Here is a 20,794-nt window from a genome sequence, read left to right on the forward strand (position 1 = left end):
TGCCCTCGGCGGTTCTGCCCACAGCGGCGGGGCGGAGTCCCGCCGTTTCAGTCGGCACGCAGTCGGACGCCTGCGGCCTCGGCCTGGTCGGGGGTGTCGACGTCGGCGGTGATCAGGGGCGCTGCCACCTGTGCCAGCCGCAGGCCGCCCAGGGTGCGGCCCACCGAGCGGTTGTGCAGGTCGCCCGCCAGTGCGGCCTGCAGCGCAGATCGCCGGTAGCGAGCCGCCAGAAACTGCGGATAGTTCTCGGCGTCGACCAGGCACACTCCGTCGGTGCCGGGCTCGGCAGCGTCGAGGGTCGCGACGATCTCGGCCACTCGCGGCAGGTCGCAGGCCAGCACCAAGACCTCGTCGCCGTCGGAGATCGACGGCAGTGCCGCCAGCCCCGCGGCCAGACCGGCCAACGGGCCGCCGAACGGAGGATCCTCGAGCACCCGCTGCACGCCGGTCGGGTCGACGTCGTGCGGCAGCGCCGGGGTGACCGCCACGATCACCTGCCGCCCGACGCAGGCGTCGGTGGCCCGGGCGAGCAGCGAGCGGCCGTCGAGCACCAGATCGCGCTTGTCGTGCCCCATGCGGGCCGAGCGGCCCCCGCCCAGCACGATCGCGTAGCGCGCGCCGGTCACGGGCAGTTGGACCATTCGGCCGTGCCATCGGCGAACTGCTGGTGCTTCCAGATCGGCAACCGGGCCTTGATGGCGTCGACCAGGTCTGAGCAGGCGCTGAACGCCTCGGCCCGGTGTGAGGCCGACACCGCGGCCACCATGGCCAGGTCGCCCACCACGAGGGTGCCCACCCGGTGCTCGACCGCGATAGCGTGTAGGCCCGGCCGGTCGATGAACTCGTTCGCCACCTCGACGATGATCGTCTCGGCGCTGGGGTGGCCGACGTACTCGATGCCGGCAACCGACCGGCCGTGGTCGTGATTGCGCACGACTCCGGTGAAGGTGACCGTCGCCCCGGCCCGCTCATCGCTCACCGACAGCGCCACCTGCGCGGCGTTCAGCGGCTGGTCGCTGATCGCGGCCAGGCCCACGCGCGCGGCAGATTGGGTCACCAGGGGAGTCTAGCGGCGCTGCACGGAGGTGCTGTCGAAAGACAGTGTGAGTTCGGGTACGCCAGACGATGCCCAAACTCACACCGTCTGGTGAGCACTGCCGGTCATCGCTGGTCGAGCCTGTCGAGACTTCCTGGCGAAAGGGGTTTCGACAAGCTCAACCACCGACAAGCTCAACCACCGACAAGCTCAGCCACCGACAAGCTCAGCCACCGACAAGCTCAACCGACGGCAGGCCGATTTCCTAGGCGAGGCGAATGCGGAACGCCTCGGTGCGGTAGGGCAGCCGCCAGTTCGCTTCGTCTTGCAGGGCTGGGTGGTTGTCGAGCAGGTCGTCCACCCCACGCATGATGGCTGCTCGCTCGTCGGGCGGCGCCGAAATCACATAGCTGCGCGAGCCCACCAGCTCGAGCAGCGACTGGCGGTCGAACGGACGCTCCCACCGCACCACCAGCCGCCCGATCGGCCCCAACTCGGTGGGCAGCGGCTGATCGTTGGCCACGAATCGTTCGGCCTCCGACCCGTGAATGATCCGGGTGAGTTCGGCCACCCACGGCACCGACTCGTCGCGTACGTTCCAGATCAGACCGAGCACGCCACGGGGTGCCAGCACGCGGCGCACCTCGGGTAGGGCCCTGGCCGGATCGACCCAGTGCCAGGCCTGGGCGACCAGCACGGCATCGACACAGCCGTCGGGCAGCGGAATCGCCTCGGCGGCGCCCACGGCGGTGATGGCCTGCGGCACCGCGTCAGCCAGTTGGGCCAGCATGTTGGGGCTCGGGTCGACCGCGTACAGCACGTCGACCCGTCCGGCCAGCAGGCGGGTCAGCTTGCCGGTGCCGGCACCCAGGTCGAGCACACGCTGCGGAGCGGATTCGAGCAGCCAGTCGACGGCCTGTTGCGGGTAGCTGGGACGGGCGCGTTCGTACAGCTCGGCGGCTGCGTCGAAACTGCCCGCCAAGGTGGCCTTGGTCGCGTCGTGGTCGATGCTCCCATCATGGCGCGGCCCCTGCGTGGCAACTCCGACGGCACGCGGTGGCGACCTACCCTGACCACATGGCAAGGCGGCGCGGGTGGGTGGTCGGACGGGTGCTGCTGCGGTTGGCGGTCGTCGGCGCTCTGCTCGGCACCGTCGTGGTGATCGGCCCCGCCTGGTACGTCAAGGCGGTCAGCGACGACCGCACGTCCACCGTCCAGGATGTGCCCGCCCAGCCCGTGGCGCTCGTGCTGGGCGCCGAGGTGTACGCCGACGGGCAGCCGTCCAGGTACCTACGCGCCCGGCTCGACGTGGCGTACGAGCTGTTCGAAGCGGGCAAGGTGCGGGCGATTCTGGTGTCGGGTGACAACGGCACCCGGTTCTACAACGAAACCGACGGCATGCGCGACTACCTGATCGAGAAGGGCGTTCCGGCCGCGAAGGTGGTGGGCGACTACGCGGGCTTCGACACCTACGACTCGTGCGTCCGCGCCCGCCGCATCTTCGGCGTGAGCCGGGCCATCGTGGTGACGCAGAGCTACCACCTGCCCCGGGCGCTCGCCACCTGCCGGGCGATCGGTCTGGACGCCTGGGGCGTGGGTGACGAGACCGTCAAGACCAATCAGCAGATGTGGCTGTACGGGTCGATGCGCGAGCTGGGTGCCAACCTCAAGATGGCCTGGGACGTGCTCAGTCAGCGGCAGCCCACCCTCGGCCCCCGCGAAACGGGCGTGGACGACGCCCTGCGCGCCTGAAGAGGGTTCCGTCGTCCCGAGCGTGACCCGGGATCTCACCGCCGGAATGACGCAACCGACCGTCGTCCCGGGCTTGACCCGGGATCTCATCACAGCAGAACGTACGAGGGAGATTCCGGCGTTCGCCGGAATGACGGGCCTCGACGGAATGACAGAAATCGGCCGTCAGTGGCGGTCGAACGTCTCGGGGTCGGGGCCGACGCGATGGCCCATGTCGAGGTCGTTCAGGGCCTGCATCGCGTGGTCGTCCAACTCGAAGTCGAAGATTTTCATGTTCTCGGCCAGCCGCTCGCGCGATGACGCCTTCGGAAACACGATCAGACCGCGCTGAATGTGCCAGCGCAGAATCACCTGCGCCGGGGTGCGGCCCAACGCTGACGCGATCTGCACCACCGCGGGGGCGTCCAGATCAGCCGTGCGGCCCAGCGGCGACCAAGCCTCGACGGCCACGTCCAGGTTCTGGCAGAACTCGACGAGTTCGAACTGCGGCAGGCTGGGGTGCACTTCGATCTGGTTGACCGCGGGCACGGTCGAACTCTCGGCGATCGCGCGCGACAGGTGCTGCTGGTGAAAGTTCGACACTCCGATCGAGCGGGCCAGACCTTCGCCCTTCAGTTGTTCCAGGGCGAGCCACGCCTCGACGTAGGTGTCGAACTTCGGTGTGGGCCAGTGAATCAGATACAGGTCGACATGGTCCAGGCCCAACTTCTCGAGCGACTCGTGCAGGGCCGCGGGGGCGTCGGTCTGCCGGTCGTTCCACAGCTTGGTGGTGACGAACAACTCGTCGCGCGGCACGCCGGACTCGGCGATGGCCTCACCGACCGCCTGCTCATTGCCGTAGATGGCGGCGGTGTCGATGTGCCGGTAGCCGAGTTCGAGTGCGGTGAGCACGTGCTGCTTGGTCACCTCGGGCGGCATCAGAAAGACGCCGAGGCCGAACTGCGGAATGGTGTTGCCGTCGTTCAGGTCAATCGTGGGAATGGTCACGGACGCTCCTCGATCGGGTGCTGGTTATGGGTTCGACCCTAGTCCGCCGCGGCAGCAACCACGAGCCACGCCCATGACGGTGCCGGACGGCCCGCAGCCGCGTCAGTCGAAGACGGCCGTGCCCGCAACGGCCACGGCCACAGCGGCGAAGCCCAATGCCACCGCCACGCTCCACCGCTGCGGTGCGGTGATCAGCTTCTGGCCCAGCATCACCGCGAACAGCGTCACCGCGGCCCACCACGGGTGACCGGCCAGCATCAGGGCGATCATGGCCGGCCCCCCGACCAGCTGACACGCAGCGCCGTGGCGCAGGCCGAACTCGACCGCCGAGGCGTCCGCAGCCGGGCCGGTGTAGCGCACGGGCCAGGTGCGACAGCACCGCTTCAGCGCCCGGCCCTTGACCCGGCTGAGTTCCCAGCCGCCGGCGGCCGCCACCACCAGCGCCAACGGCCAGCCCGTCAGCGGCTGAGGGACGGCGGCCACCACCAGCCCGAGCAGCAACCACACCGCGCCGTAGCCGAGCGAGAACAGCAGAACCGACCGTTGGGTGCGTGCTTCCTGCGTCGCGAAGCCGACGTAGCGCAGGTGCGGCAGCGTCGTCGGCAACATCATGGCCGGCACCATCGCCACCCACATCACCAGGTGCTGGTCGTACGAGCCCGCCTGCCCGCCGTGATGGTGACCCGCGGTTGCCGAGAGCAGCCCGCCCAACAACACCCAGGCACCGGCGGCGATCAGCAGAGCCAGCCATTCCGGGTGGTTACGGCGCCACGCCGACAAACGACCGCTCGTCAGCGCCACAGCACCAACGTCGCGTGTCGGCACCGATCGGGGTCGCTTGTCGGCGACGGACGCGGTCATCGGGTCACTGAACCAGCAGCGCGATGGTGCCGATGACCACCTCGGGCTCGGGTTCGCCGTTGACGGGCACGGCGTTGACCTGTGCGAGCTTGGCGCGGAAACGGTCGGCGTCCCACCGTCCCTCGGCGTCCAGCACATGCACCAGGGCCGTGATGTCGAACACGTAGCTCAACTCGTGGTCGGCATCGGGCTGATTCGACTCGCGCAGGCCGAACAGCGGCAGGGTGCCCACCAGCACCGGGTCACCCGAGGTGGGCTGCAGGAACACGCCCCATTCGGCCTTGGGCAGGTCGTCGGCGCTGATGTGCTCGACGGCCACCAGAAACCGCTCGTCGCCGCGGGTGGCGGGGGCGTCGGTGCTGAACTCCACGTCGCGCGCGCCGCTCTGCAGCCGGACGGGCTCGTCGACGGCCCCGACCCTTCGGGGCGCGTTGCGCTTGTCGGGCGGCCGCTGCGGGCCGCGGTTCGGATCGTCCATCGGGCCTCCAGCACCCGCCGAGGCGGGAATCGAGGTGTCGGCGTAGCTGTAGCCGAGGTTGGCGACGTTCAACACGCTGCCACAGGTGGGCTCAATGCGGGCGCCGGCGGCGTCCAGAAACTCGAAGGTCTGGTCGACGAACCGGCTGCCGCGCGGGTCGAGCCCCAACCCCGTGGACGTGCGCCACACCTCCCACAGCCGGTCGAGGTTGCAGTGGTGCAGCCAGAAGATCGGGTCGCCCGCCGCTTGGTTGAAGTCGTTCATGCGGCCGCCGACGAACACATGCACCGAGCCGTGGGGGGTGATCTCGAGCGGGCCGGGCGTCGCACCCGGAGCGTTGCCGTGGTTGAAGCCGGTCTCGGTTCCGCCGAACGCGGGCACGAACCTGTCGGAATAGGGGGTCGCGAAGAACCACCCGCGCGCCGTGGTCTGGGCCGGCACCAGGCGCGCCAACCGCGGGGCGGCCTCGCCCTGGAACAGCACGGGGGAGTTGAGCCCCGGGTTACGGAACGGCTCGAACAGCGGGTTGGGTGCGCCATTCAGCGTCGGCTCGCGAAACACCGGTGGTAGTTCGCGGGTGCCGTCGCGGTCGTAGTCCCAGTAGGGCAGCGCCCAGGTGGCCTTGGTGTCGTCGTCGACCTCGTCGGACTCGGCGATGATCGAGCGGCAGATCGCCTCGAAGCTGTGCAGGTACATGCGATGCCAGGGCAGGAAGTACCAGCAGAAGTGCTGGCACTGGTTGCGCAGACCGTCCAATGGGTCGGGGCTCATGCCGTGCACCTGGGTGTGGAAGCTCCACAGCCGGTGCTGCGGGCCGGCGTTGCGCTTCAACTCGCGCACGGCCACGGCATAGGCGGCGATGATCGGGTGCAGCGGGGCGCCGTCAGGCTGCAGGTCGTAGACGTCCTGACGCACGAAGGCGGTCGGTTCGACGGGTGTGGGTGCGGGCTCTGCTGCCTTGGCGATCTCGTCGAGACGCAGCACCGTTCGGGGGCCCACGTCGTCGACCAACTGATCGGGCGGCGCCAGCAGTTCGGTGACCTTGAACCGCACGACCGCCGACGCGGTCTCTGACCCGTACGTGCCGTCCGCGCCGTGCAGGGGCAGGGCGGCGGCGTCCCAGATCAGCAACGCCTGCTGCACCTTGAGCACGGCCGGCGCGGTGGAGTTCTGAAATCGCGAGATGCGTTCGGGTGATCCGTCGGCGATGCGCTGCAGCAGGTCATCGCCGGCGAACAGTTGTGACGTCAACATGGGGCCTCCCGGGTGTTCGTCCGATCGTGCCAAGCCCAGATGCCAGTGCGACAGGGGTAGTTGTGCTACCGGTTGAGGTGCCAGATCCCGGCATCCGCCGGGACGACGACCGCCCGGGTCTCTGCTCCCCGGGTCATGGGCTGGCCGACGGTCGGGAGCACCGGTGCGTGCGTGGGAGGATATTCCTCGTGCTTTCCCTGCCTGCGCTGCTGAACGAACGCTTCGAATCCGTCACCGGGGTCGACCCCGAACTCCGTCCGGCCACGAAGCCGCAGTTCGGGCACTTTCAGAGCAACGTGGCGCTGCGGCTGGCCAAGGCCGAGGGACGTCCGCCGCGCGAGGTGGCGCAGCGCATCGTCGACGAGGTGGACGTCGCCGATCTGTGCGAACCGCTCGAGATCGCCGGGCCCGGATTCATCAACATTCGGCTGCGCAACGAGGTGCTGGCGCAAGTCGTCACCGGCATTCTCACCGACCCCAGCGGCGTGATCGAGCAGGCTGACCACCCCCAGCGGGTGGTGATCGATTACTCGGCACCCAACGTGGCCAAGCCGATGCACGTCGGCAACCTGCGCTCCACCATCATCGGTGACTGCTTCGCCCGGGTGCTGCGCGCCCAGGGCCACACCGTCATCGCCCAGAACCACATCGGCGACTGGGGCACCCAGTTCGGCATGCTGGTCGAGCAGATCATCTGCGAGGGCATCAACGCCGACGACCTCGACCTCGCCTCGTCGGTGGCGCTGTACCGCCGCGCTCAGGAGCACTTTCGCAGCGACGAGCAGTTCGCCGACGCCGCCCGTCGCCGTGTGGTGGCGCTGCAGGGCGGCGACGAGCAGACGCTGGCGATCTGGCGCTCGCTGATCGAGGTGAGCAAGGTCGGCTTCAACACCGCCTACGCGCGGCTCGGAGTGCTGCTCACCGACGACGACCTGGCCGGCGAGTCGCTCTACAACGACATGCTCGCCGGGGTGGCCGCCGACCTGGCGGCGTCCGGCATCGCCGTGGTCGACGACGGTGCGCTGGTGGTGTTCGTGCCGGGCGACGACGCGCCACTGATCGTGCGCAAGACCGACGGCGGCTTCGGCTACGCGGCCACCGACCTGGCCGCCGTCCGTTACCGGTTCGACGAGCTGCATGCGCAGCGCATCATCTATGTGGTCGGCTCGCCGCAAGCGCACCACTTCTCGCAGGTGTTCGCCGTGGCCCGCATGGCCGGCTGGGTGCCGGTCGACGGTGTGCTCGAGCACGTCGGGTTCGGTTCGGTGCTCGGCCCGGACGGCAAGATGTTCAAGACCCGCGACGGCAAGACCGTCACCCTCGACACGCTGCTCGACCTGGCCGAAGAGGTGGCCGCGCCCGAGATCGCGATGGCTGCGGTGAAGTACGCCGACCTGTCGACGTCGCTGCACAAGGACTACGTGTTCGACGCCGAACGCATGACCGCCACGACGGGCAACACCGGCCCATACCTGCAGTACGCCCACGCCCGAGTGAGCGGCATTCTGCGCAAGGCTGAGGCCGAGGGGTGGTTGCCCACCGCGGTGACCGTGCTGGACGAACCCGCCGAGCAGACTCTGGCGCTGCTGCTGTCGCGCTTCGGCGAGGTGGTTGCCGAGGTGTCGGTGAGCCTGCAGCCGCACAAGCTATGCACCTACCTGTTCGACACCGCCACCGCACTGAGCAGTTTCTACGAGCAGTGCCCGGTGCTGAAGAGCGAGGGCGAGGTGCGCACGTCAAGGTTGGCGATCTGCGCCGCCACACGGACGGTGCTCGGCAAGGGTCTCGATCTGCTGGGCATCGTGGCGCCCGACCGCATGTGAGCTCTCGGTCACGTCGCTTTCGTGCCCACCAGGTGCCGGACGAGAGATTCCGGCGTTCGCCGGAATGACGGGGCGGCTTGGATGAACGCAGTCGCTCGGCCGTCATCCCGGGCTTGCCCCGGGATCTCGGGGGCACCAAGGAGCCGTCGGTTTCGACAAGTTCAACCAGCGTGACGTCAGTGGCGCAGCGTCGGCGTGTAGGTCACTCTCTTGCCGTCGGCGTCGGTGTAGCTGATCGACTTGACTAGTGAGTCGGTCGACGAACTGCCCGTGTATTCCGCGTTGGACCGCACCATGTACCACGCCCGGCCGTCCGCCTGGCGGCCGACGGTCCAACTGGCGTCGCCCCGTGGAACGACTTTCACGTCGGTTGCGCCTGCGGGCAACCGTCCGACCGACATGTCGCCGGTGAAGCCCATCACCCGCACCTCGGCGCGGTCGGGGTCGACGGTGCGCCAGACGTCGATCACGTCTGAGGGGAAGGTGCCCCAGCGGCTGTCGCCTGGCCTCTGAAACAGGCGCAACTGGTGATCGCCGACGGTCAGGGCCAGGGTTTGCATGCTCGTGCTGCTGTCATCGCGGACGACTCCGTCGGAGCCGAGCCAGAAGTAGTGAGGCGCCGATCCGTCGCTTGGCTCCCAACGAAAGACGACCATGCTGAACCCCTCGTTGGTCAAGGTTCGCAGCTGCCCGTCGAGATAGGTGGGGTGGCGCCCTTCGTCACCCAGATCGGATGCGTAGTCGGTCACCAGGTCGGGAATGATCACAACGAACAAGTTGCCCGGTAGTTTGCCCGAGAAGTAGCTGCCGACGGGTCCTGAGAGTTCACCGGTCTGCCGGTCGCCGCCGTACTCGAGTTCGCTCGTGGTGTTGACGAAGAGCCGCGACCCGTCCGAGCGCAGGTCGACGCCCACGATGTAGTTGACCGTTTGCGGGTTCTGGATCTGGAACCTGAAGTACTGGCTGGTGAGCTGTCCGATCGACGATGGCGCAGCAGCCGGGGCCGCAGGTGAAACGGTGATCGTATGTGGCGTCAGTGCGGCCCAGCCGACCACGCCCGCCAAGGTCGCCGCCGCGACCCCGGCGAGCAAGCGCCTATTGCGGTGCTGTCGGTCGAGCAGGGTCAGCGTGCCGACCAGATCGTCGGCCCGGACGTTCACGCTCGCCTCGTCGGCCAGTTCGGTCAAGCCGCTGCGCAGCTTCTCTTCGAGTGCGTTCATGACTGGTCTCCGTTCGTGATGGGGGCGTACTGCTCGCGCAGACTCGCGAATGCACGTGAGCAGGCCGACTTGACCGTTCCCACGCTGATGCCCAGGCATTCGGCGGTCTGGGCCTCGGTGAGGTCGTCGAAGTAGCGCAGCACCACGATGCGGCGCTGTTTGGGTGTGAGCGTGGCGAGCATGCGGGCCACCTCGTCGGCGTCGTCCGAGCGGGCGTGAGCATCGTGCGTGTCGGCCCGTTCGGACCACTCCACGGGCACTGGCTCGCGACGTCGGTGAGTATCGATGGACAGGTTCACCAACACCCGGCGGGCATAGCCGATCGCCTCGTGCGGCCGCACCCGGTGCCAGGCGGCGTAGGTGCGGGTCAGGGTCTCTTGCACCAGGTCGTCCGCGCGTTCTTGGCTGCCGGTAAGCAGGTACGCGGTGCGGCTCAGGTAGCGCGCCGACGACTGGACGAAGCTCGTGAACTCCGCCTGCCGCCCCGACCTGCCGACCATCGACGCCCCCTTCGCTCGTTCATCCTCCCCCTACGCCAAAGGAGCGCGAATGGTTGCCGCACTTGCGTCATGGCGAGGCACGTCGGGATCTGTTCTGCTGCCGCCCAGTTTGGAGATCCCGGCGTTCGCCGGGATGACGGGGTGGCCGAGTTTGGAGATCCCGGCGTTCGCCGGGATGACGAAGGGCGGATCAGCGGCCCATCGGGTGCCAGACCGTCTTGATCTCCATGAAGCGGGTCATGCGGTCCAGCGCGGGGGAATCGTCCAGGTTCTCGACCCCGGCGCGCCGGACGAGCTTCAGGTTGTCGGCCGCCGCCACCTCGAGATCGCGGGCCAAGTCGGCGTCGGTCACGCCGGTCAGATCGAGCCCGTTGACGTCCATGTGCGACGCGAGCCAGGGCGCGATCTCGGCCACCTCGCCGGTGAGAATGTTCACCACACCGCCCGGCACGTCAGAGGTGGCCAGCACTTCGGCGAACGTGATCGCCACCAAAGGCACCACCTCTGACGCGATCACCACGCAGGTGTTGCCCGCCGCGATCAGCGGGGCCACCACCGATACCAGGCCCAACAGCGCCGAGGCCGGCGCGATCACCGCCACCACCCCGGCCGGCTCGGGTGAGCTCAGGTTGAAGTACGGCCCCGCTACGGGGTTGGCCGATCCGTCGACCTGGGCGATCTTGTCGCTCCAGCCCGCGTACCAGACCAGCCGGTCGATCGCGGCGTCCACCTCGGCGCGCGCCTCGGCGCCCGACGACCCACCGGCCGCCAGCTCAGCCTCGAACTGGGCGCGGCGTGACTCGAGCACCTCGGCCACCCGGTACACCACCTGGCCGCGGTTGTAGGCCGTGCGCCCCGACCAGCCGCCGAACGCCTTGCGGGCCGCCACCACCGCGTCGCGGGCGTCCTTTCTGGACGCCTTTGCCGCGTTCGCCAGCAGCCGTCCCGAGGCATCGTTGACCAGGTAGGTGCGGCCCGATTCCGACCGCGGAAAGGCCCCGCCGATGTACAGCTTGTAGGTCTTGCGGACGTCGGTGCGGCTCACTGCAGGTACCCTTCCAGCCCATGCCGGCCGCCCTCGCGGCCGTACCCCGACTCTTTGTAGCCACCGAACGGGCTGGTCGGGTCGAAGCGGTTGAACGTGTTGCTCCACACCACGCCGGCGCGAAGCTGCGACGCCATCCACAGAATGCGCGAGCCCTTCTCGGTCCAGACGCCGGCCGACAGCCCGAACGGGGTGTTGTTGGCCTTCTCGACCGCTTCGGACGGCGTGCGAAACGCCAGCACCGACAGCACCGGCCCGAAGATCTCCTCTCGCGCAATGCGATGCGCCTGCGACACCCCGGTGAAGATCGTCGGGGCGAACCAGAAGCCCTTGTCGGGCAGGTCACAGGCGGGCGACCAGCGTCCGGCACCCTCGGCCTCGCCGATATCTGACAGCGCACGAATCTTGGCCAACTGCTCGGCGGAGTTGATCGCCCCGATGTCGGTGTTCTTGTCGAGCGGGTCACCTACCCGCAGGGTGGCCATGCGGGTCTTCAACTTGGCCAACACCTCGTCGGCTACCGACTCTTGCACCAGCAGCCGCGAACCGGCGCAGCAGACGTGGCCCTGGTTGAAAAAGATGCCGTTCACGATGCCCTCGACGGCCTGGTCGAGAGGGGCGTCGTCGAACACGATGTTGGCCGCCTTGCCGCCCAGTTCGAGGGTGACCTTCTTGTGACTGCCCGCGACGGTGCGGGCGATCGCCTTGCCCACCTCGGTCGAACCGGTGAAGGCCACCTTGTCGACGTCCGGGTGGGCGACCACGGCCCGTCCGGTGCCCCCCGCGCCGGTGACGATGTTCACCACGCCGGGCGGCAGGTCGGCCTGCTGGCAGATCTCGGCGAAGAGCAGGGCGGTCAGGGGGGTGGTCTCGGCCGGCTTCAGCACCACTGTGTTGCCGCAGGCCAGCGCGGGGGCGATCTTCCAGGCCAGCATCAGCAGCGGAAAGTTCCACGGAATCACCTGCCCGGCCACGCCCAGCGGCTTCGGGTCGGGCCCGAAACCCGCGTGTTCGAGCTTGTCGGCCCAGCCGGCGTAGTAGAAGAAGTGCGCGGCGACCGTCGGCACGTCGACGTCGCGCGACTCTTTGATCGGCTTGCCGTTGTCGATCGACTCGAGCACCGCCAGCTCACGCGAGCGCTCGGCGATGATGCGGGCGATGCGAAACAGGTACTTACCGCGCTCGGCGCCGCTGATGCGCGACCAGCTGCGAAAGGCCTTGCGGGCGGCGTGCACGGCGAGGTCGACGTCGGCGTCCGTGGCCTCGGAGATCTCGGCCAGGACCTCTTCGGTGGCCGGGTTGATGGTCGTGAAGCCCTCGCCATGACCGTCGACGAAGTCACCGTCGATGAACAGCCCGTAGCTGGGCTTGATGTCGACGATCGCGCGCGACTCGGGCGCCGGCGCGTACTCGAACGTGGTGCTCATCTGCTCAGTCCCCAGCTCTCAGTCGAGGGTGAAGTAGTCGGGCCCGGAGTACCGTCCGGTGGCCATCTTGGTGCGCTGCATCAGCAGGTCGTTGAGCAGCGTCGAGGCGCCGAACCTGAACCAGTCGGGGTTCAGCCAGTCGGGGCCGGCCACCTCGTTGACCATCACCAGGTACTTGATGGCGTCCTTGGCGCTGCGAATGCCGCCGGCGGGTTTGACGCCGACCATCTGGCCGGTCGCCTCACGAAAGTCGCGGACGGCCTGCACCATCAGGTAGGTGACCGGCAGCGTGGCGGCGGGTTGAATCTTGCCGGTGGAGGTCTTGATGAAGTGCGCGCCCGCCAGCATCGCCAGCCAGGACGCCCGGCGCACGTTGTCGTAGGTCTGCAGCTCGCCGGTCTCGAAGATCACCTTCAGGTGCGCGTCGCCGCACGCCTCGCGCACCGCCACGATGTCGTCGAACACCTCCAGGTAACGGCCGGCCAGAAAGGCTCCGCGGTCGATCACCATGTCGATCTCGTCGGCGCCGGCGGCGGACGCCTCCCTGGTGTCTTCGAGGCGAACCGTGCGCGAGGCGCGTCCGGACGGAAACGCGGTGGCCACTGCGGCCACGTGCACGGGGGAGCCCTGCACAGCGGACTTGGCGATGCCGACCATGTCGCCGTAGACGCAGACGGCGGCGGTGTGCGGGCACGACGGGTCGGCCGGATCGGGACGCATCGCCTTGCTGCACAGGGCGCGCACCTTGCCGGGGGTGTCCATGCCTTCGAGCGTGGTCAGATCGACCATCGAGATCGCCAGGTCGAGCGCCCATTTCTTGCTGCTGGTCTTGATCGAGCGGCTGCCGAGACCAGCCGCGCGCTGGTCGGCGCCGACCTGATCGACGCCCGGCAGGCCGTGCAGAAAGCGGCGCAGCGTGGCGTCCGAGGCCGTCACGTCGGCCAGCGTTGACTGCGTTGTCGTGCTCACCGGGTCAGCATAGTGAGCGCCGCCAGATCCGCCGGCACCGCAGTCTCGAGCCTCTCGTCGTCCCGGCGAACGCCGGGAGATCTGCGCTCGTCATCGCGACCGTCCCCCGTCATCCCAGCGAACGCCGGGATCTCCCCACCAAGCACCCGCCTGGCGGTAGTTGGGAACCGTCCCCAACATCCGTCGGCCGTCGGGCTTCAGGAGACCGCTGAGAACACCGCTCGACACTCCGGATTTCTGCTGGTCGAGTCAGGAGATCCCGGCGTTCGCCGGGATGACGTGAAGGCGATCGGGATGACGTGAGGGCGATCGGGATGACGTGAAGGCGGTCAGTGGCCGCTCTCGTCGACCGCCAGCACCGCGGCGCCGATGATGCCGGCGCGGTTCTGCAGTTCGGCGGGCACGATGGGGGTGCGCAGTTTCAGCTTGGGCAAGAACTTGTCTGCCTTCTTGCTCACGCCGCCGCCGACCACCAGCAGGTCGGGCGAAAACAGGAACTCCACGGTCTCGTAGTAGCGCTGCAACCGGGGCACGTACTCGTCCCAGCTCAGGCCCTCTTTGGTGCGAATGCTGGCGGCCGCCCGCTTCTCGGCGTCGTAGCCGTCGATCTCGAGATGACCGAGTTCTGAGTTGGGCACCAGCACCCCGCGGTAAATGATCGCCGACCCGATGCCGGTGCCCAGCGTGGTGACGATCACCAGGCCGGGGTTGCCGCGGGCCGCGCCGAACTTCACCTCGGCCACGCCGGCGGCGTCGGCGTCGTTGACCAGAACCACGTCGCGGCCGAGTGCGTCGGCGAAGATCTGCTGCGCGGGGCAGTTCACCCACGACGGGTGAATGTTCGCCGCCGACAACGTCACCCCGTGCTGCACGATCGCCGGAATGGTGAGCCCGATGGGGCCGTCGCCGAGTTCGTCGGCGAAGTTGGTCACGATCTCGCCGACCACTGCGGCCACATTGGCCGGAGTCGACTCTTGCGGTGTCTCGATGCGCAGGCGATCAGAGGCGAAGTCGCCCGCGTCGAGGTCGACCAGGGCGCCTTTGATGCCTGATCCGCCGATGTCGATGCCGAGCGCGACGTTGCGTGTCATGGCGCACACATTAGTGGCCCGTCCCCCCGCGGCGCTCGTGTTGGCCTGCGTCACGGACGGCTGCTTCGTCCGGCTCCTGACTCAGCGGCCGTTGACGTCTGTGGCACGCTGCGGGCAGGAACTGCGCAGAGGTTCAGGCTCACCGGTGTTCGCGAGTGGCGGGCGGCCGTGGCTGCCGACAGACTGGGTGCGTGAGTACCTGGTTGGTCACCGGCGGCGCCGGCTACATCGGCGCGCACGTGGTGCGCGCGTTCAGTTCCGTGGGCATCACGCCCGTGGTGGTCGACGATCTGTCGACCGGACGGGCGGCCTTCGTGCCGCCCGAGGTCACCCTGGTGCAGGGCGACATTCTCGACGTCGACCTGCTCACCGACACCCTCGATCGGTTCAACTGCACCGGCGTGGTGCACGTCGCCGGCTTCAAGTACGCGGGCGTGTCGGTCAAGCGGCCGCTGCACACCTACACCCAGAACGTCACGGGCATGGTGAAGGTGCTCGACGCCATGCACCGGGCCGGCGTGAACAAGCTGGTGTTCAGCTCCAGCGCGGCGGTGTACGGCACGCCGTCCACCGAACTGGTCACCGAAGACTCGCCGACCCACCCCGAATCGCCCTACGGCGAGAGCAAGCTGGTGGGCGAGTGGCTGATGAGTGACGTGGCACGCGCCTGGCCCGAGTTCTCGAGCGTCGCCCTGCGCTACTTCAACGTGGTCGGCTCGGCCACCGACGAGGTGTACGACATCAGTCCGCACAACCTGTTTCCGATCGTCATCGAGGCGCTGATCGAGGGCCGGACGCCGCAGGTGAACGGCACCGACTACGCCACCCCCGACGGCTCGTGCGTGCGCGACTACGTGCACGTGGGCGACCTCGCGATCTCGCACGTGGCGGCCGCCCAGGCGCTCGAGGCCGGTCGCGAACTGCTGCCCGCCTACAACCTGGGCAGCGGGGAAGGGCTTAGCGTGCTGCAGATCATGGACGCCATGCGTCGCGTCACCGGTGTCGACTTCACCCCTGAGGTGGGTCCGCGCCGTGCGGGTGACCCCGCCCGAATCGTCGCGGACGGCACCGCGGCGGCCGCCGACCTCGACTGGCAGATGCGGCACACCGTCGACGAGATGGTCGCCAGCGCGTGGAGTGCCCGCACCGCCCACAGCTGAGGCCGGGACTTTCTTCAAACCGGCGAACGGGATTGTCACTGTGACGGACCCTCCGTCATCCCGGCGCACGCCGGGATCTCACAACTGGACGGGGACGCCAGCACTCCTACGTCATCCGGGCGAACGCCGGGATCTCCCAACCGGACGGCCGCGAACGCCAGCTACCTCTGCAAGCGCGGCACGACACCAGACGGCGACATGCTCACTCGGCACTGCTGAACAAGCCGTCCAGTTTCCCGCTCCGTGCCCGCTCCGCCTCGGCGAACAGCAGCGCCCGGGCGGCGTCGGCGTCCAGGTGTAGGGCCGCGTTCACGGCCAGCGCCTGGGTGGTGTGCACGGCAACCGAGGCCAGCCGCAACTTGCGCAGCAGCGGGCCCTGCTGCAGGGCTAGCGACTGCACCCGGGCGTGCGGCACGACGTGCTGCGTGCGGGTCAGCCAACCCATGCGGGTGACCAGCACCGAGCCGTCCCAGCCCCAGCCGACCCAGCCCTGGGCCAGCGGCTGCACCCAGCGGGCCCGCTGGGGGCTGGGTGTGATCGCGATGGCGTCGAGGTCGAGCCCCGGCCAGATCGTGCGCAGCACCCGGTCGACCTCGGCCCGGGTGCCGATCGGCAGCAGAATGCTGGTGCGCCCGGCCTGATCTTCGTCTCGGGCCAGCCCGTGGTTGCCGAGCACCGACATGTCGACGCGGTAGTAGCCCAACCGACGCCACCACAGCGGCTGAGCGATGCGCAGCGACTGAATGCGATGCCGGGGCACCGACTGGCTGCTCAGACTGGTCAGGCCGCGGGTGATCTTGAGGCCCGGCCCGCTGCGTACGAACTGGTAGTGCCACTGGCCGATCACCCGGTGCACCACGAAACTCCACAGCCCGCCCAGCGCCGGCAGGGCGGCCCCGAGCAGCAGCCAGGGGTTGCCGAGCACCACGCTCGGCCCGCGGGGGTCGAGCGCGATCACCACCGCGATCATCACCGAGGCGGGCACCGTGAGCAGCAGAAACTCGTGCGAGAGCAGGGCGCCGATCACCAGCCGCCCCGACGGCACCCGCACGAGCACCTCGTCGCCGGCGGCGAGGTCGTCGAGCACCCCGGTGGTGCTCTGCCGGGTCACCTCGGCCGGCCGTTGGCCGTGCGCCCGGGCGAGCAGGTAGTCGCGCATGGCCGCCGCCCGCGCCCTCGACAGGTACCGCATGCGGTGGCCGCCCTCGGCGCCGACGTCGATGGTCACCTCGGCCAGGCCCAGCAGTCGGGCCGCGAAGGGTTCGGTGATGTCGACCGACTGAATGCGGTCGAACCGAATGCGTTCGGACGACTTGGTGAACACGCCCCGCTCGAGCCGCAACTCGCCGTGATCGACCACGAACGAGGTGGCCCGCCAGTCGAGGTAGGCGACCACCAACAGCGTCACCAGTACTGCGCCGACACCACCGCTCACCCAGGTCAGCGGCGGCAGGCGCAGCCCCTCGGGCCGACCCAGCAGGTCGCGGCCGATCGTCCAGGCCACGGCCACCACCAGCACCCAGGCCCGCACCAGCGGGGTGAGCGGGTGCGGCTTCTCGACCAGCGCGGGGGCCGACGGCGGGGTTCCCACCGGTACGTTGGACGACCCCGCGTGCGGCCAGGCCCGATCGTCGCGGTTCTCGGCAGGGCCCGGCTCACCGCTGCCGAGGGTCTGCGGCTGCACCGGCCCTGAGAACGAGCCCGGCGGAATGCTCACAGGCCGTCCTGATCGCCGATGCCGATGGCGATCAACCGGTCGCGCAGCGCTTCGGCGTCACGTTGCGGCAGTCCCGGCACCCGGCCACCCGATTGCAGGCTGGCCGTGACCAGTTCGACGTTGGCCAGGCCGAGCGCGCGGGTCAACGGGCCGCTCTCGACCTTCACCGCCTGCATGCGGCCGTACGGAATGACGATCAGCTCACGCGACCAGAGCCCATGGCTGAGGTACAGGTCGCCGTCACGTTCGAGGTAGCCCCAGGCCCGCACCCAACGCCCGAGCCTGAACCACTGCCACCCTGCGTAGCCGACGCCCAGGGCGATCAGGGCACCCGCCCAGCGGGGGTCGACGGCATGCCACAACACGGTGGCCACCACGCCGATCACAAGGGCGGTACCGATCAGCATGCGTGCGCGCAGCACCATGGCGTAGGCGGGCGAGATGCGCCGCCAGCCGGCCGCCGGCGGCGCGAACAGGTCGTCCATGTCGTTCAGCGTACGGGCCGACCCCGCACGGCCGAGCGGGGCGGGGGCGTCCATCTGGGACGGCTCAGCTGCCGCAGTCGCGGCGCTTGCGTTGCTTCTTGCTGAGGCCGCGCACCTCGACCCCGCCGAACCCGATGAAGCCCTTGACGATCACGGTGGGCGCGCCGGGCGTGGGAGGCATGGTCTTGGTGTCTGAGCCACCGAAGACCGCCATGCACTCGTTGCGCACCGTGGTGCCGTCGGGCACCGTGATCTCGATGCCGCCGAACAGGCAGAACACGTTGATCTCGCACACGTTGTCGGTGAAGACGGCCTGGGTGAGGTCGAGTTCCGCCCCGCCGAACAGGGTCAGCACGCTGAGATTGCGCCGCGGCTGCCACACGCCCTTGCGCGCCGCACCGCTGAAGATGGCGACGATCATCTCGGGGCCGGTGTCGGGGCCGACCGGTGCGGACGACCAGGTCGGGGTCAAGGCCGGACCGGGAACCACCACGAGGTCACGGGTGAGCGGCACCAGATCGTCGAAGGTCTGGGCCTGATTGGCGGCCTGCGTGCGCTCGGCATGCTCGGCCGGGGTGATGCGGCCTTCGGCCAGGGCGGCGTCGAGCAGGGTGAGCACCTTGGTCTTGTCGCTCGCGTTCACGGCCAGGTCGCCGCCGTAGGCGGGCCCGACGTCGGTCGGTTCGGCGTAACTCATGGTTCTGACGCTAGCCCCGTGCGGCGACGATGGGCACCCGGGCGAGGAGTCTCCAGGGCACAGGCGGGGGACACCCTGAGCCGTTGTGCGTCGGCCACGACGCGCCCGCTAGACTGACGGCGGTCAGCGCGCCTCGCGGGCGTAGTTCAATGGCAGAACATCAGCTTCCCAAGCTGAGAATGCGGGTTCGATTCCCGTCGCCCGCTCTCATCTTCTAGGGGGCTTGAGCGCCTCGACTCCCAGTGCCGCACGACTTGTCGCGACCGGTCCGGCCGGGCTCTTGGACGAGTTCAACCATCGGGTCAGCGCTCCTGGGGCGTGGCGAACCTGACTTGCCAGGGCCGCACCAGCACGTCGAAGAGTCCTTCGGCGACGCTCGCGTCCTGTTGGTGGGCGGCCTCGACCAACTCGCCGACCTTGTCACCCGGCACCCGCGCCACCGTGAGCCCGGCACCGTCCTGATCGCCCAGCGGACCGGCCGCCACGAGCCAGCCACGGCCGTCGAGCCACTGCAGAAAGGCCACGTGCCGGCGAAGCGGTCATCGGCGAAGACCGAGAGCTCAGGGGTCAGATTCGAGGTGTGCCGCAGCGCGAACCACGCCGCCACGGTGGGTGCGGCCGGCTCGGTGCCGATCGCATCGCCGAGCCGCGCCATCACCAACGGCCAGCCGTTGCGGTACTCCTCGCGGGCCGCCGCGGGTTCGGCGAGCCGCTCCCAACCAGTGTGGGTGAGCGTGACCAAAGTCGTGCCGTCCGCCAACTCGACGAAGGTCACCTCGACGTGCGAGGCCGGCTCATCGGGACGTCCGGGGTGCCAGGAGAACGCCAGCCGTTCGGGCGGTTCCCAGGCCGTGACCTCGCCCCACTCGTGGGTGTCGCCGTCGGCCGCGGTCTCTACCAGCCGTCCATTCTTGAACTCGACGGACGACCCCGCCCCGCCCACGCTGAACCGCTCCAGGGGCCACCACAGGCCGATCTCGGTGGTGAACACGGCGAAGGCGCGGCCTGCCGTGGCGGCGACCACGATCTGCCGGTGCAGCGGCGTCATTTCTGCTGCTCGAGATGCCGGGCGAAGGCGGTCAGCGCGGCCGTCCAGGTGTCGGCGAACCAGCGCTGCGCCACCGCGTAACCCTCAGGTGCGAGCGCGTACAGGTTGCGGGTGCCCACGCTGTGGTGGCTGACCAACCCGGCGCACTGCAGCACCTTCAGGTGCTTGCTCACCGCCGGCCGGCCGACGGCCACGCGCTCGGCGAGCACCCCTACGGCAACGGGCTCGTCGCCGATCGCGCGCAACAACTGACGCCTGGTGTGGTCGCACAGTGCGTCGAACACCTCGTCGGCAAGCGGTAACGTCGTTCGCTTGCTCTACAGCAACCGTTGCTGCAGGGTAACCATTGCCGAAAGGACGGTTCAGCGATAGCGCGGCAGCGGGCCGTAGAAGACGTTCTGAATCGGCTGCGAGTAGGCCGTCTGTGGGTGCCGCACGGCCTGCCAGCGGGCGAAGAACGGCCTTGTCGCCGGCAGCCACAGCGCCGCGGCCCCGAGTGCAACGAAGCCGATCGTGACGGCCGCGATCGGGGTGAGCAACAGCGACAGCAGCGACACCCCGAGCGCGACCAGCCCGCCGATGCGCGTCCAGTCGTAGCCGGCGAACGCGTAGTAGCCGATCACCGCTGCGGTGCCGGCCACGGCCACCGCGATTACGCAACAGACGATCGCGAAGAACACCCGCCAGCCGCTGGCGGGTTCGGACGGGAACTGCGCGGTCAGCCAGGTGGCCTCGTTGAACTTGTCGTCTTTGGTCCAGCCGTCGGCCACCTCGACCCAGGGCGAGGCCATCACCCACATGGCGAGCAGCAGGCCCACGGTGACGGTGATCGCGCCGCCGAACATCAGCACCGCCGAGGCCCAGATCGTCCACGGCCGCACGGGTTGGCCGGTCTTCTCGCTCAACTTGGCCAACCCGGGCGGGGTAACGGCCGGAGCGCTGAGCATATCGATGTGCCCCGGACCCGCCGCGCTCGCGACGGCCCCGGTCGGCTGTTCGGCGGGCGGGGTCAGCGGCGCCGGCATGGGCGTGGTGGGCAGCGGCTGAGTCGGCAGGGGCACGGTCGGGGGCGGGTAGCCGGCGCCCGGCTGAACCTGCGCCCAGGTCGGCGGCGGCGGGGTCGTTCCGGACGGCTGGTCGCCGGGCGCCTGCCCAGGGGTCGGCTGCGCTCCGTCCCCTTGGGGGCGGATCGGGTCACCGGTTGGTGCTGGCCAGCTCATCGTCCTCCTGAATCCGCGACCAGC

General features: G+C 69.2%; 21 protein-coding genes and 1 tRNA gene. 4 read left to right on the forward strand and 18 right to left on the reverse strand.

Annotated features, from left to right (window positions below; genetic code table 11):
- Positions 1 to 47 precede the first annotated feature (47 nt).
- From mobA to MPLG2_RS00095, 3 genes are all read right to left on the reverse strand, one after another.
- Entirely contained in the window at positions 48 to 641 is a 594-nt protein-coding gene (mobA, locus tag MPLG2_RS00085; protein ID WP_105184377.1) for a molybdenum cofactor guanylyltransferase, read from the reverse strand.
- Complete coding sequence (locus MPLG2_RS00090) at positions 623 to 1,057, reverse strand: molybdenum cofactor biosynthesis protein MoaE (RefSeq protein WP_105184378.1); 435 nt, start codon at positions 1,055 to 1,057, stop codon at positions 623 to 625. Before MPLG2_RS00090 ends, mobA begins: the two co-directional genes overlap by 19 nt.
- Positions 1,058 to 1,301: 244 nt before the next feature.
- Positions 1,302 to 2,018, reverse strand: a complete 717-nt coding sequence (locus MPLG2_RS00095) for a class I SAM-dependent methyltransferase (protein ID WP_105184379.1) — start codon at positions 2,016 to 2,018, stop codon at positions 1,302 to 1,304.
- Between the two features lie 140 nt (positions 2,019 to 2,158).
- Here MPLG2_RS00095 and MPLG2_RS00100 point away from each other — a divergent pair, with 140 nt between their 5' ends.
- A complete protein-coding gene (locus MPLG2_RS00100) occupies positions 2,159 to 2,788 on the forward strand; it encodes a SanA/YdcF family protein (RefSeq protein WP_408632069.1) in 630 nt (209 codons plus the stop codon).
- 165 nt (positions 2,789 to 2,953) lie between these two features.
- Here the strand turns inward: MPLG2_RS00100 and MPLG2_RS00105 are convergent, their stop codons facing one another.
- The 3 genes from MPLG2_RS00105 to MPLG2_RS00115 all read right to left on the reverse strand — a co-directional run bounded on the left by MPLG2_RS00105 (position 2,954) and on the right by MPLG2_RS00115 (position 6,368).
- Positions 2,954 to 3,775 (reverse strand): aldo/keto reductase, encoded by an 822-nt coding sequence (locus MPLG2_RS00105; RefSeq protein WP_197710019.1) that lies wholly within the window; start codon positions 3,773 to 3,775, stop codon positions 2,954 to 2,956.
- A 102-nt stretch (positions 3,776 to 3,877) separates the two neighbouring features.
- Positions 3,878 to 4,636 (reverse strand): copper chaperone, encoded by a 759-nt coding sequence (locus MPLG2_RS00110; protein ID WP_158680722.1) that lies wholly within the window; start codon positions 4,634 to 4,636, stop codon positions 3,878 to 3,880.
- Between the two features lie 4 nt (positions 4,637 to 4,640).
- Complete coding sequence (locus MPLG2_RS00115) at positions 4,641 to 6,368, reverse strand: tyrosinase family protein (protein WP_105184381.1); 1,728 nt, start codon at positions 6,366 to 6,368, stop codon at positions 4,641 to 4,643.
- A 188-nt stretch (positions 6,369 to 6,556) separates the two neighbouring features.
- On the opposite strand from MPLG2_RS00115, the gene argS reads away from it, so the two are divergent.
- Positions 6,557 to 8,191: an arginine--tRNA ligase gene (gene argS / locus MPLG2_RS00120; protein WP_105184382.1), complete on the forward strand. Its 1,635-nt coding sequence runs from the start codon at positions 6,557 to 6,559 to the stop codon at positions 8,189 to 8,191.
- A 176-nt stretch (positions 8,192 to 8,367) separates the two neighbouring features.
- Here argS and MPLG2_RS00125 read toward each other — a convergent pair whose 3' ends face one another.
- The 6 genes from MPLG2_RS00125 to ppgK form a co-directional block, all read right to left on the reverse strand.
- Positions 8,368 to 9,411, reverse strand: a complete 1,044-nt coding sequence (locus MPLG2_RS00125; protein ID WP_105184383.1) for a hypothetical protein — start codon at positions 9,409 to 9,411, stop codon at positions 8,368 to 8,370.
- Positions 9,408 to 9,911: a SigE family RNA polymerase sigma factor gene (locus MPLG2_RS00130; protein WP_105184384.1), complete on the reverse strand. Its 504-nt coding sequence runs from the start codon at positions 9,909 to 9,911 to the stop codon at positions 9,408 to 9,410. The genes MPLG2_RS00125 and MPLG2_RS00130 overlap by 4 nt, the downstream gene beginning before the upstream one ends.
- 190 nt (positions 9,912 to 10,101) lie before the next feature.
- Positions 10,102 to 10,956 carry an aldehyde dehydrogenase family protein gene (locus tag MPLG2_RS00135; protein ID WP_105184385.1) on the reverse strand — a complete coding sequence of 285 codons (855 nt, stop codon included), beginning with the start codon at positions 10,954 to 10,956 and terminating at the stop codon, positions 10,102 to 10,104.
- Entirely contained in the window at positions 10,953 to 12,383 is a 1,431-nt protein-coding gene (locus MPLG2_RS00140) for an aldehyde dehydrogenase family protein (protein ID WP_105184386.1), read from the reverse strand. The genes MPLG2_RS00135 and MPLG2_RS00140 overlap by 4 nt, the downstream gene beginning before the upstream one ends.
- Positions 12,384 to 12,401: 18 nt before the next feature.
- The gene (deoC, locus tag MPLG2_RS00145; protein ID WP_105184387.1) at positions 12,402 to 13,352 is read right to left on the reverse strand and encodes a deoxyribose-phosphate aldolase; all 951 of its coding nucleotides are present in this window, start codon (positions 13,350 to 13,352) and stop codon (positions 12,402 to 12,404) included.
- A gap of 329 nt (positions 13,353 to 13,681) precedes the next feature.
- Positions 13,682 to 14,443 (reverse strand): polyphosphate--glucose phosphotransferase, encoded by a 762-nt coding sequence (ppgK, locus tag MPLG2_RS00150; protein ID WP_105184388.1) that lies wholly within the window; start codon positions 14,441 to 14,443, stop codon positions 13,682 to 13,684.
- A gap of 191 nt (positions 14,444 to 14,634) precedes the next feature.
- On the opposite strand from ppgK, the gene galE reads away from it, so the two are divergent.
- On the forward strand, positions 14,635 to 15,603 hold the full coding sequence (gene galE / locus MPLG2_RS00155) for a UDP-glucose 4-epimerase GalE (protein WP_105184389.1): 969 nt from the start codon (positions 14,635 to 14,637) through the stop codon (positions 15,601 to 15,603).
- A gap of 202 nt (positions 15,604 to 15,805) precedes the next feature.
- Here the strand turns inward: galE and MPLG2_RS00160 are convergent, their stop codons facing one another.
- The 3 genes from MPLG2_RS00160 to MPLG2_RS00170 form a co-directional block, all read right to left on the reverse strand.
- Positions 15,806 to 17,320, reverse strand: coding sequence for a PH domain-containing protein (locus MPLG2_RS00160; RefSeq protein ID WP_105184390.1), 1,515 nt, complete (start codon positions 17,318 to 17,320; stop codon positions 15,806 to 15,808).
- Positions 17,317 to 17,805 (reverse strand): PH domain-containing protein, encoded by a 489-nt coding sequence (locus MPLG2_RS00165; protein ID WP_158680723.1) that lies wholly within the window; start codon positions 17,803 to 17,805, stop codon positions 17,317 to 17,319. The genes MPLG2_RS00160 and MPLG2_RS00165 overlap by 4 nt, the downstream gene beginning before the upstream one ends.
- Positions 17,806 to 17,869: 64 nt before the next feature.
- The gene (locus tag MPLG2_RS00170; protein ID WP_105184392.1) at positions 17,870 to 18,502 is read right to left on the reverse strand and encodes a DUF1707 SHOCT-like domain-containing protein; all 633 of its coding nucleotides are present in this window, start codon (positions 18,500 to 18,502) and stop codon (positions 17,870 to 17,872) included.
- A gap of 135 nt (positions 18,503 to 18,637) precedes the next feature.
- Here MPLG2_RS00170 and MPLG2_RS00175 point away from each other — a divergent pair.
- Positions 18,638 to 18,708 (forward strand) — tRNA-Gly (locus tag MPLG2_RS00175).
- Between the two features lie 8 nt (positions 18,709 to 18,716).
- Here MPLG2_RS00175 and MPLG2_RS00180 read toward each other — a convergent pair.
- The 3 genes from MPLG2_RS00180 to MPLG2_RS18160 all read right to left on the reverse strand — a co-directional run bounded on the left by MPLG2_RS00180 (position 18,717) and on the right by MPLG2_RS18160 (position 20,770).
- Positions 18,717 to 19,550 carry an SRPBCC domain-containing protein gene (locus MPLG2_RS00180; protein ID WP_105184393.1) on the reverse strand — a complete coding sequence of 278 codons (834 nt, stop codon included), beginning with the start codon at positions 19,548 to 19,550 and terminating at the stop codon, positions 18,717 to 18,719.
- Positions 19,547 to 19,834, reverse strand: coding sequence for an ArsR/SmtB family transcription factor (locus tag MPLG2_RS00185; RefSeq protein WP_105184394.1), 288 nt, complete (start codon positions 19,832 to 19,834; stop codon positions 19,547 to 19,549). Before MPLG2_RS00185 ends, MPLG2_RS00180 begins: the two co-directional genes overlap by 4 nt.
- A gap of 78 nt (positions 19,835 to 19,912) precedes the next feature.
- The gene (locus MPLG2_RS18160; protein WP_158680724.1) at positions 19,913 to 20,770 is read right to left on the reverse strand and encodes a hypothetical protein; all 858 of its coding nucleotides are present in this window, start codon (positions 20,768 to 20,770) and stop codon (positions 19,913 to 19,915) included.
- Positions 20,771 to 20,794 lie beyond the last annotated feature (24 nt).

The organism is Micropruina glycogenica (genome assembly GCF_900289045.1).
Taxonomy (GTDB): Bacteria; Actinomycetota; Actinomycetes; order Propionibacteriales; family Propionibacteriaceae; genus Micropruina; species Micropruina glycogenica.